Source organism: Paenibacillus sp. J31R109 (assembly GCF_059692055.1).
The window spans coordinates 787,420-805,266 of record NZ_JCAUAR010000002.1; the positions used below are offsets into that span (position 1 = coordinate 787,420).

The following is a 17,847-nucleotide window of genomic DNA, read 5'->3' on the forward strand; positions in this document are numbered from 1 at the left end:
TCACCTGAATAAATCGCCTATATCTTTTAGCTTGGGCAAGAATGAGATCGCATAGGGATCAGAATTCAATAAGTGGGTTACAAAGGTTACTTTGCCTGTTTCTGCGTTATAGGAACTTCCCAATGTGGGAAGCAGCAATTTCTCTTGATTGACGCGCCAAACCATAAGATTTTGGTTCAGCTCTTCCGTTGCAGCTTCATATGGAATGGTCAGTGTAACACTGCTCAGCAGGCTGACCCACGGAATAGGTACTTGATTCTTCAAAAGTGTAAACTTCACAGCGGGATGACTGCCAATGACCTTGCTGGCTAAGCTTCCGAACGTTATTGGGTTTACTTTTTCGATTGTAAAAGTAATCTTCGTATCTGGTTGTTGGTAAGGCAGCATGTTACCCAGCAATTGTGCGGAGCCGATGTCGGTCTCAACAAGTACCTTCAAATTCTTATTCGAAGAGGACACTGCCTCTACCGGCAGTCCCACCTGATAAGAGGTCGCTTGCTGCGTCGAACCAACTTGAATCGTTACCGTTTTTATTCCCTTACTGTCAGGCACTGCATGCTGCAATGCGCTCTGATATAAATCGGAGCTGACCGATACTTGTACTGTCCCCCCCGCTGTAGTTGGTGGAGCAGGCATGAGGATACGAGAGCCTTCTACCGTCGGTGAAGGCAGTGCATCTTCGACGGGTAAGACGGCAACTCTGCCACCATAATTGATAATTGCATGGCTGGATGCCTCATCCACACGGTAACTTCCGCCCATTCCTTGGGTAACGAATTGCACAGGTACCCAGGTGTGCCCATTTGCCTGTTTCGTTGTCACGCTGGGGTCATTCGGGTGAATAAGCGTCCTGCCGCCATTCGCGTAGGCAAGCGGACTACCTTTGAACAAGCCAATATCATCCCCCAGCTTTTGTCCTAAAAGGGAAGTACTCTGATCTGCAAGCGTCCACTCTGCCATATTCGTGATGACAGGAAATTCAGTCGGCGGTGCTTCTCCGGCTTGCAACGGTACGAATTCGACAGCCAAACGAATGGTGTTCTCATGCTGTATCCGGATCGCGAGCTTCGACCCGTAGTTAGAGCTTTGTACCGATGGATTTGGCGATTGTGGCAGCGGCTTGGCATCCATGATCGAGAAGCCAGCATCTGCTGGTCCTTCTACAATGTGTGCCCACACGCGTTTGTTATTTATCGTCAGCATCGCAGACTTACGGTCTTCACTCGTTTGAACCTTGGCTGATGTGTGCATGAACCACCAAACATCCACGTCGGTATTTGCTGTTATTTCATCTTGGAGCAATAACTTCGAGCGATTATCAAACAATCGCATTCCTCTACGGACCGTTGTGGCATCGGCGGCATAGGCTTCCGTCATGTCCAACGTACCGAATGCTTCTGTGGCACTAGACTGCGCATCCATCACGCGACCTGTCGCATAAATATCTTGATCGAAGCCGCCATCCGGATTGATGACAAGCGTGTTCTGTCCTTCCGCTCTCGTCGTGTAGTATTGAAAACGACCACCCGTCGTGTCGGAATAGCCCGGCCAAGCATAGTTACCCGGTCCCCTCATGGTAGCCCAGCGTTCACCAAGCGCATCAATGACGAAAGTACCATTGGATAGCGCGGAATGGTTTTCTTTGTTATACCCGCCTTTAAGCCCGGCAAAAATACCGTTGTCATCCTGCCAAGAGCTTCTCATCAGCACAGCATTCGGGCCCTCATGAAACTCATAACTTTTATCCAATGGAAAGCTTCCTGTTGCCGTGCTGTTGACCGATTCGTACCATAACAAAGCAAATACTTGATCTCGCGTTGCCGCAACTACCGGATTATACGTTTCTTGCTGCAATCGCAAGTAATACCAGGCATACTGTGGCTTGTTGAACTTATTCGCAAACCATAACATTAGCGGGCTATTTGGCTTTCCTACAGAGCTGTCCCCGTAGTTGAACGCTCCCTCTGAGCCAGACATATAGATCGGGAAGTCCGGCGTGTTGGCAACACCTGGAGCATCATAGAGACGATATTTGGCTGGTAACGCGAATCCTTCATTAAAGGACGACTCAAAGGTCGCCATCGCATTCGTTAAAAAGTTGGTCCCATATACCCAATACATAGCTCCTTCTGGATAGGCGCCATCGTTGGCATATTCCGTAATTCCCCTTTGAATGGAATTTGACCCTTTTTCCAACAAAAATTCGGATAAGTTCGGATACTCATCAGCAATGGCAATGGCCGCGCTCATAATGGAAGCATTACAGACTAAATTCCAGTTGTGGGAAGCGCTTACAAAGTTAGTCCCACTTATGATGCCGTTATACGCATCCACGGCGTACGTGAGTCCTTTGTCCAACATCGTGTCCCGAATAAATTGCCGCTGTTCCTGCGTCCAATCATAATAGTTCCAGTCATAAGCAATCGCATAAGCTTGAAGCATCTCCGCTACGGACAAGAAACTCGATGGCTTCCAGGTCGGATACGAGGCGGTATTTTGAATTTCCAGCCACAATCGATTCAAATATTTCATATCACGTTCCATCTGAAAGGCCATCGATAGGATATAGGTCCGATTCTCCATTTCGCGGGCATGTTCCAGAATGGCATTATTGGTAGGCTCGATTCCATAGGGTCGAACGGGCTCTGTTAATAAGACGTCTGCACGTTTTTTCACGTCGTTGTACCACTGCATGGGCCTGTAATCCGTTGCAATCTTAGCCTTGATGGTATCGAAATCATTCACGAAAAGGCGGGGATGTTGCTGTTTCACATTCGGAATCATCGGTGTCGCCGGCAGCACGGAAAGCTTGGTATCTCTGACACCTGGCGTGACAACCGTCATTTCTTTTCCCCTTACCGTAATATTATCGATATAATAGTCCTGCGCATCCGCATTGGTAGGAAAGAACTCAATGGACTTAATGTTCTTCACCTTAACCCCATTATAGAAGCCTAGTTGATCCACGATTAGATTCCCATTCTGCCAAACCGAGAAGGTATCCGTGTCTGTATCCAGTTCAACCCTCATCGCAATCCATTGCTTCGTTGGTAGATCTACTCGAATGCGTGTGGTTGCATTTACCGCAGGAATATCCAATTTAAATTTACCGTCTATCGTTGCTGGTGCCGTCGAAATCGAAGTGACGATAGATTCGCCGTTATCCAGATTTCCTTTAATTTCTGGAAGCTTCATTTGCTTGGCGGGATTCGCTTCTACCCTTAAATCGTAAGTTAAGACCACCTTTCCCTCTAATGGATCAAATGTCCTTGATGCTTTCGTATTCGCCTTTCTGCTTGTCGATTTCAAGCTGTGATTCGTAGGATCAGATCCTGTATCCACGCCATTATCTGGTCTTGTCACTACCGTCATGGGCACGCCATTCGTAAATGTCCAAGCTGTCAATTGGCTGACATCTGTCACGTTATCAAAATTCTCTTGATAAAGTATCGGAATTTCCTCATCTGTTGCTGCAGAGGCAGCAAGCGGTAAACCGCTTGCTCCCAGAAGTATTGTTGAAGTAAGTATCCCAATAGCACGCCATTTCTTAGCTAGCATTTTGATCATCTTCACCCTTCCTTCCCTCATCCTAAAATAATGATTCTTTTAGCCTGCGCTAACCGCATTTTCCCCGAGTCTCCAATGCTTCAATTCTTTTTCAATGACGAATCGAATATTATCGACGATCGAGTACTCGTAGGTCCCATACGGTCGATGTGTTATTCTTTCCACGTAATCTCCGCTAGCCACAACATTTCGCAGAGCCTTGCCAATCTCATCTTGCATGGAAGCATGCTGCTCACCAATACGAATCAGCGCGATAACCGAATGTGAGAAGAACTGGAAATACGTATCGTTATATTTCTTCTGCCTCGCACCTTCCGTACCGTCTCCTGCATTGTAGAGGGCCCGCTCGATTTCCTCTGGATCCTGTAAAAGACGAATGAGCTCGGAGGCGATTTCCTTATCCCGCATTCTCCCCAGCAAATAGATGGCCATGTATCCGCGCATTTGATTGTTTTTGCGGCAATCCTGTAGAACGAGCGAGTCCCGCTCCATGACCATGGCACGTAGATTTGGCAACGCTGCCTCATCCTCCAATAGTGCTAAGGCAAAAGCACAATGCTTGCGAAGCGACTCCTCGCCCTCCTGCATCCAACTGCGCAGATGCGACTTCATCGCGCCGCCGAGTCTTCTGCAAGACCAGATTGCCACACCGGGTTGCTCACTCATTAAGCCTTGCCGGATCTGATCCGGATCGGTTAGCCAAACGATCGGCAGTGCTGGTTTCCTCCCACCTGGATAAGCAAATTCATACCCTTTATCGTTGTGTGGATCAAAGCAACCCGTTTCAGTCAGATGCTCGATAAGCTCTTCATACGGCACATCCTTCAGTGCCAGACTGTCCTTGATCGCGATATAGGCAGCCGTTGCTGCGGCTTCGCCAGACTTTTGCATATCTCGGTTCATTCTTACACACGTAGATAAATCATGATCGACAGATAAGCAGCGACCTGCAGCAAGCAGCCCCTCGAATCCCTTAGGGATCATTGCTCCCAAGGGGACTGGAACCGTAATATTAGCTGCTCCTAGATTACTGGCAACAAACCAATCTTGCAGATGCTGACTCTCGAAAGCATGGTCACGGCCATGCTTATCAATATCCGCATTGGCATAAAACACGGGTTGCTCTGTCGTCCTATCTGCGAAGAAGTCCCCGAGTGCAATTGTTTCTTCGCCTTCTATTAAACGGCCTTCCCTAACACCTAATAATGGAGCGATATGCAGTAACCGATTGTCGTTGGAGTACGTTTCTTCCAAATGCTGCGCATGCGCAAGAACCAAAGCCGTGGAAAATGCATTTCCATCCGTTTGGTTCGTACAGCCGGAATCGAAATTTCTCCAGCTTACTTTATTACCTGCTGCGAATACTTTAACGCTTGTAAAAGGCTGCGTTCGACCATCCAGCTCTCGACCATATTGGAAGCCGCCTCCAGCCAAGTGAACAGCTTCAGCATCTCCTGTACAATCGATCAACACCTTGCAGTTCACTGACTGTATGCCTCTTGGCCCTATGAAGCTCACGCCTCTTACTTGCTTGCCCTCCAGATAAACACCTGTTATAGCTGATTCATAAGCAAGCTTCGCACCATAACGTATCGCTTCCTGCTCCAAAACGTACTTCTTGGCCTCTACGTTGTAAGCACTCGACTTCGTGTAGATCGTATCCACATAGTCAGCTACCTTCTCATCCAACTGCTCATATAATCCCCCAGTAGAACCGAAATAGTAGCCGTTAACGGAACCTGCCGTTCCCATGCCGCCCATACAGTTCATACGATCGATGCCAAGGACTTTCAACCCTTTGCGAGCAGCGGTAATTAATGCAATTGCACCTGATGTGCCAAGCCCCGCTACGATGACATCATAGCTTTGGGCAAATTCAGGCAACTCTGTTTCTGTAACTGTTATGGCACCATTCACATTTTGTGATAACCGCATGCTAGTTCCCCCTTCCAAACGCAAGTCCTGCTTCAAATGCCTCTAAAGGATTGCGAAAAGCACCGGATGGATGACTCCACCAGTTCGGCTCAATGGCAGTCGGCTCTTGAATAATTTGAAGCTCGAAACAGCCAGCTATTGCAGCAATCGTCCACTTTTCCCATACATCCGGCCTATTCGCCCACATGTGATGCAGCTTGTGCCTAGCCGCAATCCAGTCATCCTCAACATCAACAGTTACTTTCACAATCCATTCACCCTGAAGCTTACCAGTGGCAAAGCGAACATTTTCCATGGTGAACAACGGTACTTCCACCCCCTCTTCACGACAACTCAGCATCGCATTCAAGCTTTTGGACACGACACTACCTGGCAATGCGCTTTCCGATCGGGTGTCCATAATGCAATCCGTTGTGAACCGGCTGAAGCCAGAGGCATTGTATACGGTCACTTCGAATCCCTCAGCTAGGCTGCTAATTTCCGTAACATCGGTATGCAGCATGATCGAAATGGCATCCTCAGAAATCTTGTTGTAGAGCACAGGGGCAATGGCAGGAATGTGAACAGTTCCCTCCTCTGACAAGATACCGCGATCGAGTAATTCTTTTTTCAACTTCTCGCCTTCTGCGGTTACAGATGTTTGCTGCCAACCCTCACCTAGATGATAGCTATTAATGAATTCATGTCCGACAAGCGCTGTTCTTTCAATCACAAGTGCGCCTTTGTTGGTATACGCTGCTCCCAGCCCTGCAAATGTTGCTCCAATAATAATCATCGGATAATACCGATGCTCCATGTGAACCACGCTGGATCACCTCATTTCGTTGTCTGGACAATCAAGTACGAAGCATTAATATTTTTTGCCTTCCCGATACGCGCTTGGTGTAACCCCTTCGTACTTCTTAAATACACGGATAAATGTGCTGATACTGTAAAAACCTACAAGATCACTGATATCTTTAATCAAAATATCATCTTGCAACAGAAGTGTTTTGGATTGATCCACTCTATACTTATTGATATACTCGGTTAAATTATCGCCGACTTGCTCCTTGAAATAACGGGATAAATACGAAGGATGCACATTGAAATTCGCGGAAATGGTTCCAATATTGAGATCCTGATCGCGGTAGTTTTCGGAAACAAAGTTAAGCACACTTTCCTTCAAACGGATTTTCTTGTTACTCTTCTTTCGTTCTTCCACATATCCGCAAATTTTTTGTAAGAACTGCGTCATGCGCTCTCGCATCGAGGCGACGGTACTCCCGTTCATGAGCTCACGAATCGCTACCAAATTTTCTTGATAAATCTCCGGGTGATCTAGATTGGATTCCATCGCTGCCTTCATCATCGTAGAGCTAATGTCAAACATGAGGCATCGAATCATGTCTACTGAAATATTTTTTTCAGCCAAATTATGGTCAATGATGTCATCTAACATCGCCTTCGCACCAAGAAAATCACCTGCATTCACATAGTTAATTAACTGATGTTCCTTCTCCATCGTATAGTCGTATGACGGCTTCTGCACTTTGATTTGATCATGCCAAATGATCGTCTGACCGCCAAGCAACATCCGGTACTCCATCGCTTCCAGCGCCTCTAGATAAGCTACGGGAAGCTGCATGGAAGATTTATGATTAGAGCTGATGGATACGGTGAACAGAATGTGAAAGCGATTACTAATAAACCTCTGAGACTCTTCCGCTAAGCTTTTGAGATCAGCAATTGCGGTTTCAGCAGATGTGCCCGGCTCAAAGTTAATGATACAAGCAAGCATTTCGTCTACTTCTGTCATCCAGCCTTGATGCTTCTGTCCTGCAAGCTCCTCCACAATATTCGTCATGATAAGGTGAACGAATTCACGCTTCTTCTCCACATCCTGCTCATCATGCCGAAAGAAGCCGCTATAATCATCGAGATAAAATAAGACAACGGCAAAATCCTCAGAACGAAGTTTAATACCATATTCTGGGAGGACATCTGCAATCGGAAAATCGTTCTCAATTCTGCCTTTGAGAAGCCGCACAAGGAGATTGGATCGCAGGGTCTTATTCTGCTTTTCAATCGTACGATTCATATCTTGATAGCGGCCAAATGTGTTATCAATCGCTTCCTCCAGATAGTCATACTCGTTGGACTTGGCGTGACTTAACGTCTGATTACCACTGCGTTCAGCGACGCTGCGCACAAGCTTCTGGAGAGGCGAATAGTTTCTTTTGGCGAGCAGCACGGCAATAATTAAGCCAATAATTAAGGCAACAGCCAACATGAGCAGTGACATATTCCACACATACTCCGACTTTTCACTATAGAGTTTGGCAGGAAGGACATAGACATACTTCCAGTTACTCTGCTGGGATTCGATGTACGAAAGAACAACCTGTTCGCCATCCCACACAGCAGACGTATTTCCGATACGTTCTCCACCTTTTTTGGAAAAATCAAACGTCCGCTCCCGTGCCTTATCGCCTTCCGTCGAAGCCAACAGCTTATTCTGGGCATCAAAAATGTAGACATTTCCTTGATTATAGGTTTGGATATTACGAATGGATGACAAAAGACGTTCTTCATTTAATTCAATAACAAGAGCTGCTGGATAGGAGCCTCCTTGTTGAATAGGAAGTCCTTGGGTATAAATAATGCCATTTTGCACAACGCCGCCTAGCTCAAGAAAATTATAGAAAGAGCCTCTTTGGGTTTGTGCCAAGTAATTCCGCCACTGCTCCATAGAGATTCCGGTGGCGCTAATATTTTGCTTATAAAATAAATCGCTTTGATAGTAAGAACTATCGCTGAGAACAAAATCTCCCTCGGGGAAGTAGATATAAAAGTTATTGACGTACCGTTTAGAAATGTTATAGGCTTTAAACTCCGCTAGCAGCTGGACGATGGATAGACGTTCCGTGGTACCAATATCTTTCTGAGCGCGTGCTAAGGTGCTGACCCTCGGATTAAGAGAGATAACCTCCGTCAAGCGATACGTGTAATCAATGTAGTTGTCAATCTCTTGCTGAAGCTGTGACAACAAAGCTGAATTCGCTTTAAAGATCTCATCTTCAATCACCCGTCGCGTTTGCATATGCGTTGCAGCCATCAAAATAATTGGAATCATCAGCACAATCGCATAGGAACCCAGCCATTTGCTTCGTATGCCACGCCATTTCCAACTATACCTTAACTTCATGTCACTACACCTCGGATGCCAGATTTCTTATTCCTTCACCGACCCTATCATAACACCTTTCACAAAGTATTTCTGCAGAAAGGGATAGACAAATAGAATAGGCAAAGTCGCAATAATGATCGTGGCATACTTGATACTTTCTCCTACCGCTTCTACATCTTCGATAGCAGCATTTCCCGACATGTACGACGTATTGTTCTGAATTAAAATTTCACGCAGAATCAATTGAAGGGGAAATAACTCGCGATCTCGGAGGTAGAGCATCGCTCCAAACCAGGAATTCCAGTGTGCAACGCCATAAAATAACAGCATAACAGCCATAACCGGCATAGAAAGCGGGATGACAATTCGGAACAGTATCGTGAAATCTTGGGCGCCATCCATCCTAGCTGACTCGATCAGGCTTTCGGGTATCGTACTAAACGAAGTACGAAGAATGATGAGATTCCAAGTGGAAATAAGCCCAGGAATAATTAACGCCAGCAGATTGTTGCCTAAATGCAGCCAATTGTTAACCAACAGATACGTCGGAATCATACCACCTGAGAAAAACATGGTGAAGACGATCATCAGCATAATGTGCTTCGTCCATACAATGCCCTTACGTGATAACACGTACGCGCCTAGACTAGTCATGATCAAATTCATAATCGTTCCTACAATGACTATGAACAGCGTGTTCATATAACCGCTTATGATATTCGGATTTTTGAATACCAGTTGATAGGCTTCTACCGTAAATCCAACAGGAGCTACTAGCAGTCCTGTTTGCGCGATCAGTCTCTTGGAATCACTCAACGAAGAGAACACGACAAATAGGAACGGATACAACGTGACGGCGATCATCAGTACCATAAACAGGACATTCAGTATTTGGAAGATCGTTTCTCCCGTACTTCGGCGAATCGAATTAAGTACCATTTGATTTCCTCCTGCATCGCTTTACCATAAGCTGTTCTCGCTAACTTTCCTGCTAATTCGGTTGGCCGTTATGAGCAGGATAAAATTGATGGCAGCTTGGAATAATCCGATTGCGGTCGCATAGCTAAATTCGAAAGAGCCCTGCAAGCCTTTACGGTACACGAATGTACTGATCATATCTGCGGTAACATAGGTATTCGGATTATAGAGAAGAATAATCTTCTCGAAGCCGACGTCCAGCATATGGCCAACTTTTAGAATAAACAAAATAATAATGATTGGCATCATGCCTGGAATCGTTACATTCAGGATTTGTTTCCAGCGATTGGCGCCATCAATCCTCGACGCTTCATACAGTTCTGGATTAATACCCGTGATGGCAGCTAAGTAAACAATCGAACCCCAACCGACTCCCTGCCAAATATCTGAGATTATATAAATACTGCGGAAATATTCCGGATGAGCGAGTAAGACCTGCCGTTCCATGCCGAACCAAACCAAGATGTCCGTAATAAAACCATCTCTTGCTAGAAACTGCGTAATCATTCCACAAACAACAATCAGGGAGATAAAATGCGGCAGATAGGTGATCGTTTGAACGAGCTTCTTGAACCGCTTGCTGACAATTTCATTAATAAGCAAAGCGAAAATAATGGGGGCTGGGAACGAAATTAGCAGCATGTAGACATTGAGCAGCAGCGTATTCTTCAGCAGTCGCCAGAAGTAATAGCTTTGGAAGAAGCTTATGAAATGATCGAATCCCACCCACGGACTGTGCAGGAACCCATCTGCAATCCGATAATTTTTAAAAGCAATGATCGCTCCATACATCGGAACATAATGGAAAATAAGATAAAAAAGGACGACTGGAAAAATCATGACATATAAGTATTTGTGCTTTCGATAGTCGTTAACTAGCCATGACATGCCTCTTCCTCCTTTCACTTGCGAATTCGATAGGGCGCCTGTGCTTTTGCTATATAAGAAGCGCCCCTACGCATTCGAGATATTGTGCCTATTTACGGCTGTTGTAACGTGTTAGCGCCGTTTGCTTAAGTGTAAGCGCTTTATCAACTTTCATGTTTTTCAACTGTTGCACGTATTTATCGTAATTCGTAAGAGGCTCAGAACCCATGATAAATTTCAGAACCATTTCATCTCTGTACGTCTCTACCTCAGCCATAATCGCTGATAGCTCTTGAACCTCATCATTCGTATGCGATACGCGTGGGAAACGAGTATTATTAATATTTTTCACATACTTATTGAAAATATCTACCGCTTGCTTCTGTTGATCGAACTTATAATATTGTTCTGTGTAACGATCGTCACCGACAAATCCTGGTGCTGGTGTAGACACACGCAGGTATTTCGCCATAGCTTCGCCGACAGACAGCTTCTCTGGATTGTTTACAATTAAATCCGTATATTTCGGGAATTTGTTCTCCGATTTAAACGTGACGCCTTCTACACCGAATGATTTTAAAATATTACCTTCGTCAGAATATAAATAATCTAACCATTTGGCTGTTTGCGCTGCGTTCTTGTTCGAAGGTGTAATCGCCGCACTGCCATCACCACGATACTCGTAAGCAGCTACGAAAACATTCGGCTCTTGCCCCTTTTGCAGAACAGGATGTTGCAGTGGGACTAAGTCAAAGGTTTTATCGTTCGCTGGAATGGCATTCAGATACTTGCCCATGCCACTGCCGATATAAGCGATGAATGCGCCTGACCCTGCATTTGTAATTTTACTGTCTTTCGCTTTTGCATCTTGTGTAGCGAAATCCACATCTAGTAAGCCTTCTTTATACCAAGCATTCATCTGAGTTAAATATTGCTTATAGGACTGCTCAATAGGACCATATTTGACCTTGCCATTGTCGAGATAGAAGCTGTTGCTGATCCCATAGGCACCGATAAACCGATCCGCTTTCAACTCGTCACGTGTTACGGTAAGTGGTGTTTTGGCACCTTTCTTTTCTTTGAAAGCTCGAAGCACCGTCGTCCATTCATCCATGGTTTCTGGCGTTTGCAGGTTAAGCTCTTTCAACCAATCCTTCCGCATGACGAATCCGCTGCTCACATCCGAATGACCAACGCCAATCGCCGGGAAGGAATAGATGGCACCTGAATCCGTACTTATATCTTTTTTCAAATCGGGGTGCTCTGCCAAATATTTTTTTAAATTCGGTGCATTCTTATCGATTAGATCGTTCAGAGGAATAATGACCTTGTCCGCGATAGCCTTCTCTGGACCACCTGGATACGTGGTGAAATTGTATTCAATTACATCAGGCAGATTACCGGAAGCAATCAATAAGTTAAACTGCTCTTTCTCACTACCAATCGCAGGATGTTGAAAGTCAACTTTCACACTGGTTTTCTTCTCTAGTTCCTTATAGAACATATTCTCACTATAATTCTTCATGACACGTGCCGAATCCGTCGGTAAGCCAACCCAATACGACAGCTTAATAGGAGCTGTTGATGCTGCTGGTGCCGATGAACCTCCAGGCGCGGTCGATCCCGCAGGTGCTGCCGAGTTGTCAACCGAAGATGGCGTAGAACCGCAACCTGTTACGAGACTAGCTGAGATTGCAAAGACCGATGCAACTTTAACAGCAGTTAAACTTTTCATAAGTTTCAATGATCTGACCTCCTTATAATGTATCCCAAGTGCCCCCCACTTTATTGGCTTGTGTTCCGTGGATTGACCTTAGTATACCGAGGGCTTATCGATCGTGACAATCTGTAAATCATGAGATGGCTTCGCATTTGATGACGATGTCATGAGATGCAAAGTCAAAGCATGAGATGCACATGATGAAAAGCAGTGATGAAAAGCACAAAGAGGAGTTGCCTAAGCAACCCCTCCCATTGCAACCCTTATACCTTACATACCCCATGGTAAGCAAGCAAATGATAATACGGCCCATTCATATCACTACTTAGCCGCCATTTGATGTCACTAATTAACGCATAGGCATGTTTGGCCTGTACCTGATCATAGGCCTGAAGCAGCGTAACTTCCTGCTCACATCTTTTCATACAATCCATCAAAAGCGCGTGTCTATTTTCCAATTTTGTCATCATTAGCATGCGATATCGGAAGAACATCTCTGTGTGTACTTTGAAGACCTTAACTACTTGTATTTGAAAATCTAGACAAGCCCTTAACGTCACATAGTCCTCGTCTACGAGTTCACGTTTACTTTGCTCCAGGATTTCGCTCATTTTCAAGATATTTATAAGTGCCTGTTCTTTCTCAGCAAGGATTAGGGCTAAATTTTCTTCCGTAGGCTCTAAAATCCATTTCTTCTCTTGACCAGCTGTATTGTAAGGATGATCCAAATACGCCAACTGCCACTCATATCTTTCAATCGAGCCAATAAAAGAGGAATGGAAATTATTCACGATAGCTTCATTTGCATAATGGGCTTGTTCTGCGACTTTCTCCGACAATTGGAAAAATTCCAGCATCTGATCAGGGTATCCCTTTCTCTTACACATTCGCCATACTTCGGCGAGCCCTATATGCATATCCCAACAGGTTTTGAAATACATATCGTATTTGATCGATTGTTGACCCTTCAATACGGCATAATCCCCAACAAACTTCGTGTTCGGACCTAGAGCATAACCGCGTATCCTGCACATGAAGCCGCTAACACCTTTATCATAGTAATATCTCATTCGATCCGGTATGAATTGCAGCGCACAAGTGATCCATCCCGCCCAATCTCCTCTATATTCGCCTCCGAGATCGAATTCTACCCATTCTCTGCCGGGAGAAAGTCTACCCGGGAGTGTCGCTGGCGAATGGAAACGATAGAAATCTTCCACCTGCATTTTGCTTCTTGAATCGCAACGCTCAGGTAATCTCCCCAGAATATCTTCATACACTTTTTCACAATCAGGATGGTGGGTAAAGCTGGAACAAATAATACGAGCATCGCTTCTTCCAACTTCATCCATCGCTTCAAGCGCTTTGTCATACATCTCGAGGAAAAGCTCTCCGATCGATCTTGTATCTGTCTCAGGACGATAGCATTGCCATACTTCCATGGCCTCTCCAGTCCAAAGTTCAATACCTGAAAGGGCTGGGAAATCCACCATGACCTCTTTGATTTTGGCTTTGTAGAAAGCCCAAGTATCCTCACTGTCCAAACTCAGCACACATAATCCCGTATCTGGATTGCGATAAAACATATCTGGGTGTATCCTGAGTAGATCTTCAGGAATATTGAACTCCGTACAGGACAGGTAAAAGTCCATCCCCCAATATTTCGCTTCTTGAATGATCTTCCCTAGACATTCCTTGGCAAGCTTGATCTTGCCCAATTGATCTTCTCTTTTTAGAATAGGAAAGTATCTAAAATCAAGGAACTGATACCAGCTCATGCTGATCCAACTATCGATCCACATCAGATGATTCACTCGTTTTCTGGCCAAAAGTTTAATGAGGTTGAGATTCACTTCCAGGTTTTCAAGCGATGTCATCGAAGGACCCCAATGCCGCTCGACGCCTCTTTTTTTTATATCAGGTGTAGAGGTCATATTTAATCGGGGTAGTCGCACTTCGCCATCCAGAACATATGTTTGGTCGAGGATTTCACATATACCATATAGGATCGCCTGTTCAGTTGCACCGGATAGATTAATATGATAATAGCCATCTTTCATGACTGTAAAAATCACAAATGTCTGCTCATCGTGCCCCTCTATGACTTGCGGTTCAAGAATACGAATACGGTTACCTTCCCTGTGTGCCGAGTACAACGAAAGGTTGTCTACTTGATACTCGTCTCGCCATTCTTCGATCAACAAGCCCACCGCATTGTTCGTAATGATGCCGCTGTTATAGCAAATCTCAATAGATATCTGACATTTACCGTTTTTCGTTACGTGCAAATCCATCTTGCAGACTCTCCTTCCTTTCCAGGCTAACGATTAGGCAATAAGATGATTTTACCTGTAGGTTCAATAACAGGCAGTCTGACGGTAACTTTGGTTCCTTTTCCTGCTTCGCTATCGACATCCAGACCGTATGGGGATCCAAATTGTAGTTTTAATCGCTTATTAATATTGCCTAGCCCAATGCTTTGTTTCTCGTCCGTTCCCGATAACTCGACATTCTCGTCATCTCGAATCCCTTTACGCAGTTCGGATAACTGTTTGTCCGTCATACCGACGCCATTATCCTCAATATCAATTTGCAAATAGCCCATCTCAGATACAAAACCGTGAATAAACAGACGTCCAATGCCTGATTTCATCTCTAGGCCGTGGTACATCGCATTTTCCACAATCGGTTGAAGAATCATTTTTAACGATTTCATTTCGAGGAAAGACTCATCCATCTCAATCACAATCTCAAATTTGCCTTTATACCGGATGTCCATAATTAATAGATAATCTTTAATACAGCTCATTTCGTCCTTGATACTCACAATTTCTTGGCCCTTAATGCTATATCTGAATATGCGCGACATCGCGGACGATATACTGACGACCTCACTCACATCATAAGCCAAGCCAATACTGCTCAAGCAGTTCAACGTATTATAGAGAAAATGAGGATTAATTTGACTTTGCAGCGCTGACAGTTTCGCTTGTTTTTTCGATAGTTCGGCTTCATAGAGAGACGTTTGATTCTCAACAACTTCTCGCGTCATCGTCTCTACGTTATCCAACATTTGATTGATGTGCGTTGCAATAATGCCCACTTCATTTGTTGAAGGGATTTTTATCCGTTGCTTTAAATTCCTCTCGCCCACATGCGATAGGAATCTCACGATCAACATAATCGGACGTGTCGTATTGTACATAAACATACTGCCGATAATCGTCAACAAGACGATCATAATGATACTCAGCCAGATGCCTAAAGAAACGATCGGCTTCATATCACTGGTCAGCTCTGCAATAGGAAGAACACTGATGACTTTCCAGTCCACATTCTCCATTTTTTTATATTGAACGAGGGATTTTTTACCTTCATACACAATTTCATCTTTCACTGTACCGCTTGTACCATCTTGCCAAAAAACATTCTCGTAATACTCACCTGCTTTAAGCCCTTTATTGCTTACGATCACCCGATTGTCGGAATCAAGGATCAGAAAAAGTGAATTCTTCGTTAATTCCGTTGTATTCACTAATTTCTCTAATTCCCTTGTATCAAGAAGAAAAATGCAGTTCCCAATTTTCGAATAATCCCCTGCAGCGTCAAAAGAAGAAAAAATAGGCGAAATATACGAATAGTAATAAAACGCATCACTGCTGTCTCTCACAATCGATGAAAACACCGGTTTTGTAAACTCTTTACTTTGAAAATTGTACATTTTCCCCAAAGTTTTCAAGATATCATTGTTGTAATGCATATTGTCCGAGATCAGCCTGTTATTATTATTTAGCAGAACAATGCTATAAATATTTTGATTGGAATTCCTTGTATGCGTAAAAATTTCAGAGACATAGTCATTTAATTCTGCACTCCGAATGCTATTCGTTGACACCATCAATTCCTGCACATACTTACTATAACTAACCGTAATGGAATCTCTCTCCACACTTTTTGCAATGGTATCTACATTTAGCGCGACCTGTTCCATCAAATTACCGGCATACTTAGCCGCACGTTCCCGTGTTAGGGAATTGAAGAAAACATTATACATACTCTGCATCAAGATCATCATTATAAGTGCAATCAGTATCAACAGTGATATTTGGTGCTTGAGCTTCAGATTACGTATTAAGCGCATTGGAGTCCCCACTCGTTTTGCGATATTTGGCAGGTGTACACCCTAAATTCCGTTTAAACACTTTATTAAAATAGAAATAATCACTATAGCCTACACTCTTACATACATCTGCAATAGACAAGTTACTATTTTGGAGCAATTCAGAAGCCTTGTTCATCCGTAAATCCGTCATATACTGTGAGAACGTCATGCCCGTAACCTTTTTAAACAACTCACAACAATAGCTCACATTAATGTAAAACTTCGTGGACAAATCCTTTAGAAATAGTTCCTCATGAAAGTGTTTATTGGTATATTGCAGCAGTTCCTTAAATTTATGATTGGCATCCCCTTGCTGATCTCGTTCTGGATTCGATAGCAATTCAAATACATATTCGCTTAGCGATTCTAAATTCATGAACTTTTCTTTCATTTCACTATAATCCAGAAACTCAAAATCCAATAATTGACTGCTGGTATCACTGTCTTTTAACGTATGCATAACAAATTCATTCCATAAAAACACCGCGTCTTCTATGCCTAAATGGTGTTCACTAAAAAAGGCCGTTATCACGGATGACAGTTCCTTCATGTTCTTATACTGAACGCGTTCAAGTGCTTCAATAATGCCCTCAGCAAATTGTTTGACTACACTTTTTTTACTCTTTTTGTATAAGGAAACTCGCTTTGAACGATCCACAAAACAATCATTACTTGCGATATCTGACGTTTTTAAAAGCATGGATACATGATCAGCTCCATCACTGGATAAACTGATCCCTGCCCTTTCCACGACATGTTCTTTGGAAGTAAGACTACGATAAATCAGCTCACTCTGATCTTCATCACTATTAATGATAAACACCGTTTTTCTAGGGCCTAATTTTAAGGTTGTGAATTGTGCTCTACTTCCTAATTCCAGTAATACGACATCATCATATTCCGCATGTTCAAAATACACCGTTACAATCTGATATTTCTTATAAGGTTTATGCCGCAATCGCGTATTCAAAAGAGAATGATTATCTTTAAATTCTTCCAGTAAAGACATATATAAACTCAAATCATTTGTACTGCGTTTGTTCTCCAGCTTTCTATAAAGCTTATCTAACATTTCCTCCGCCTTTACCATATCCAGCGGCTTTAATTGATAATCCATCGCGCCTTCTTGCAGGGCATGCTGCACATAAGTGAACTCCGCAAACCCACTAATCACGATAAAATCAGTATCTATCCCTTGTGCTCTCGTCCTTTGCATGAGTTCAATTCCCGTCATGTCAGGCATACGGATATCCGTAAAGACGACATCAGGATGTTCTTCACAAATGACTTCCAACGCTTTGGCTGGTTCTGTCGTTTCACAAATAATTTTAAACCGATTCCCGTTGCGCTCGATTAATTTACGAATACCGATCAGAGCCCAAGGTTCATCATCAACAATGACCACACGATACATACAGGATTCACCACATTTCTGCCGTTAATATCTGG

General features: G+C 43.9%; 10 protein-coding genes. All 10 read right to left on the bottom strand.

Going from position 1 to position 17,847, the window contains the following annotated elements; translation table 11 throughout:
• On the bottom strand, window positions 1-3,567 hold the full coding sequence (locus AC58QT_RS09275; protein WP_497408658.1) for a heparinase II/III domain-containing protein: 3,567 nt from the start codon (window positions 3,565-3,567) through the stop codon (window positions 1-3).
• 39 nt (window positions 3,568-3,606) lie between these two features.
• Window positions 3,607-5,502, bottom strand: coding sequence for an FAD-dependent oxidoreductase (locus AC58QT_RS09280; RefSeq protein ID WP_497408659.1), 1,896 nt, complete (start codon window positions 5,500-5,502; stop codon window positions 3,607-3,609).
• Window position 5,503: 1 nt separating this feature from the next.
• On the bottom strand, window positions 5,504-6,307 hold the full coding sequence (locus AC58QT_RS09285; RefSeq protein ID WP_497408660.1) for a hypothetical protein: 804 nt from the start codon (window positions 6,305-6,307) through the stop codon (window positions 5,504-5,506).
• A gap of 45 nt (window positions 6,308-6,352) precedes the next feature.
• Window positions 6,353-8,689 (bottom strand): helix-turn-helix domain-containing protein, encoded by a 2,337-nt coding sequence (locus tag AC58QT_RS09290; RefSeq protein WP_497408661.1) that lies wholly within the window; start codon window positions 8,687-8,689, stop codon window positions 6,353-6,355.
• A gap of 27 nt (window positions 8,690-8,716) precedes the next feature.
• Entirely contained in the window at window positions 8,717-9,610 is an 894-nt protein-coding gene (locus AC58QT_RS09295) for a carbohydrate ABC transporter permease (protein WP_497408662.1), read from the bottom strand.
• Between the two features lie 21 nt (window positions 9,611-9,631).
• The gene (locus tag AC58QT_RS09300) at window positions 9,632-10,537 is read right to left on the bottom strand and encodes an ABC transporter permease (protein ID WP_310222957.1); all 906 of its coding nucleotides are present in this window, start codon (window positions 10,535-10,537) and stop codon (window positions 9,632-9,634) included.
• A gap of 88 nt (window positions 10,538-10,625) precedes the next feature.
• Window positions 10,626-12,251 carry a type 2 periplasmic-binding domain-containing protein gene (locus tag AC58QT_RS09305; RefSeq protein ID WP_497408865.1) on the bottom strand — a complete coding sequence of 542 codons (1,626 nt, stop codon included), beginning with the start codon at window positions 12,249-12,251 and terminating at the stop codon, window positions 10,626-10,628.
• Between the two features lie 248 nt (window positions 12,252-12,499).
• Window positions 12,500-14,530, bottom strand: coding sequence for a hypothetical protein (locus AC58QT_RS09310; protein ID WP_497408663.1), 2,031 nt, complete (start codon window positions 14,528-14,530; stop codon window positions 12,500-12,502).
• Between the two features lie 26 nt (window positions 14,531-14,556).
• Entirely contained in the window at window positions 14,557-16,377 is a 1,821-nt protein-coding gene (locus tag AC58QT_RS09315) for a sensor histidine kinase (RefSeq protein WP_497408664.1), read from the bottom strand.
• Window positions 16,361-17,812, bottom strand: coding sequence for a response regulator (locus AC58QT_RS09320; protein ID WP_497408665.1), 1,452 nt, complete (start codon window positions 17,810-17,812; stop codon window positions 16,361-16,363). The genes AC58QT_RS09315 and AC58QT_RS09320 overlap by 17 nt, the downstream gene beginning before the upstream one ends.
• Window positions 17,813-17,847: the final 35 nt, after the last annotated feature.